Source organism: Streptomyces sp. NPDC002092, assembly GCF_053593775.1.
Map to the genome: position 1 here is coordinate 1 of NZ_JBSFDG010000052.1, position 1,322 is coordinate 1,322.

General features: G+C 57.5%; 1 rRNA gene (running past one end of the window). It reads left to right on the forward strand.

The features are described from left to right. Positions 1-43 precede the first annotated feature (43 nt). Positions 44-1,322: ribosomal RNA gene (locus ACWCRD_RS44940) — 23S ribosomal RNA — on the forward strand; it runs 1,291 nt beyond the window's last position.

Sequence of the window (1,322 nt, forward strand, 5' to 3'; positions counted from 1 at the left end):
CTGGTCGTTGTTTGAGAACTGCACAGTGGACGCGAGCATCTGTGGCCAAGTTTTTAAGGGCGCACGGTGGATGCCTTGGCACCAGGAACCGATGAAGGACGTGGGAGGCCACGATAGGCCCCGGGGAGTCGTCAACCAGGCTTTGATCCGGGGGTGTCCGAATGGGGAAACCCGGCAGTCGTCATGGGCTGTCACCCTTGCCTGAACACATAGGGCAAGTGGAGGGAACGCGGGGAAGTGAAACATCTCAGTACCCGCAGGAAGAGAAAACAACCGTGATTCCGGGAGTAGTGGCGAGCGAAACCGGATGAGGCCAAACCTACGACGTGTGAGACCCGGCAGGGGTTGCGTCGTGGGGGTTGTGGGATCTCTCTTCTGTCGTCTGCCGGCGGCAGGACGAGTCAGAAACCGTTGATGTAGGCGAAGGACATGCGAAAGGTCCGGCGTAGAGGGTAAGACCCCCGTAGTCGAAACGTCAGCGGCTCGTTTGAGAGACACCCAAGTAGCACGGGGCCCGAGAAATCCCGTGTGAATCTGGCGGGACCACCCGCTAAGCCTAAATATTCCCTGGTGACCGATAGCGGATAGTACCGTGAGGGAATGGTGAAAAGTACCGCGGGAGCGGAGTGAAATAGTACCTGAAACCGTGTGCCTACAAGCCGTGGGAGCGTCGGGCAAGCACTTGTGTTTGCCTCGTGACTGCGTGCCTTTTGAAGAATGAGCCTGCGAGTTTGCGGTGTGTTGCGAGGTTAACCCGGGTGGGGTAGCCGTAGCGAAAGCGAGTCCGAACAGGGCGATCTGAGTAGCACGCTCAAGACCCGAAGCGGAGTGATCTAGCCATGGGCAGGTTGAAGCGGAGGTAAGACTTCGTGGAGGACCGAACCCACCAGGGTTGAAAACCTGGGGGATGACCTGTGGTTAGGGGTGAAAGGCCAATCAAACTCCGTGATAGCTGGTTCTCCCCGAAATGCATTTAGGTGCAGCGTCGTGTGTTTCTTGCCGGAGGTAGAGCACTGGATAGGCGATGGGCCCTACCGGGTTACTGACCTTAGCCAAACTCCGAATGCCGGTAAGTGAGAGCGCGGCAGTGAGACTGTGGGGGATAAGCTCCATGGTCGAGAGGGAAACAGCCCAGAGCATCGACTAAGGCCCCTAAGCGTACGCTAAGTGGGAAAGGATGTGGAGTCGCAGAGACAACCAGGAGGTTGGCTTAGAAGCAGCCACCCTTGAAAGAGTGCGTAATAGCTCACTGGTCTAGTGATTCCGCGCCGACAATGTAGCGGGGCTCAAGCGTACCGCCGAAGTCGTGTCATTGCAGCTAT